Genomic DNA, 1002 nt, shown 5'->3' on the forward strand with positions numbered 1-1002 from the left:
GCGTCGAGGCCGTCACGGGCGACGACGCGGCCGACGAGGCGGCGACCGCACTCCAGGAGGCCATCGGCTTCCTCACCACGTTCCTGCTGATCTTCGCCGGCATCTCGCTCGTCGTCGGCGGCTTCCTCATCGTCAACACCTTCTCGATCCTGGTGGCCCAGCGCAGCCGCGAGCTGGCGCTGCTCCGCGCGCTCGGGGCGAGCAAGCGCCAGGTCACCCGGATGGTGATGGTCGAGGCGTTCGTCCTCGGCGCCGTCGGCTCGACGATCGGGCTGGGGCTCGGGATCCTGCTGGCGATGGCCATCCGGACGCTGTTCGGTCGCTTCGGCCTCGACCTGTCCGGCCAGTCGCTCATCATCGCGCCCCGCACCGTCCTGGCGGCGTACGTCGTGGGCATCGTGGTGACCATGGCCGCCGCGTGGCTGCCCGCGCACCGCACCGGTCGCATCGCCCCCATCCAGGCGATGCGCGACGACGTGGCGATGCCCGAGTCGTCCCTGCGGCGCCGGCTGGTCGCCGGCGTGGTGATGATGCTCGCCGGGGGCGCCGCCCTGGCCGCCGGGCTCGCCGACGTGGTGCCCCACCCCGGGTGGTTCGTCGGGGGCGGCATCCTGCTCATCCTGCTCGGCGTCGCCGCCGCCAGCCCGGTGATCAGCCATCCCTTCCTCTCCGCCGCCTCCTGGATCTACACCCGGGTCTTCGGCACCGTGGGGCAGCTGGCCGGCCAGAACAGCCTGCGCAACCCCCGGCGTACGACGGCCACCTCGTCCGCCCTCATGATCGGGCTCTCGCTGGCCTGCACCATGGCGATCGTGGGGGCGTCGGCCAAGGCCAGCGTCGATGCGACCATCGAGGAGAACTTCGTCGGCGACTACGTCGTCAGTTCCCTGTTCGGCCAGCCCTTCTCGCCGCGCATCGCCCAGGAGATGGCGACGGTCGACGGGGTCGACCACGTGTGGGCGCAGCGTTTCGCGTTCATCGGGTCCGGCCCCGACTCGGAGG

Annotated in this window: 1 protein-coding gene; it reads left to right on the plus strand. The window is 72.0% G+C overall.

The window, feature by feature from the left end; all coding sequences use genetic code 11:
- Positions 1-1002: FtsX-like permease family protein (locus tag ACXJKL_RS21520; protein ID WP_457209027.1), on the plus strand; the 1002-nt coding region annotated here is incomplete at both ends.

The organism is Nocardioides sp. P5_C9_2, assembly GCF_054049555.1.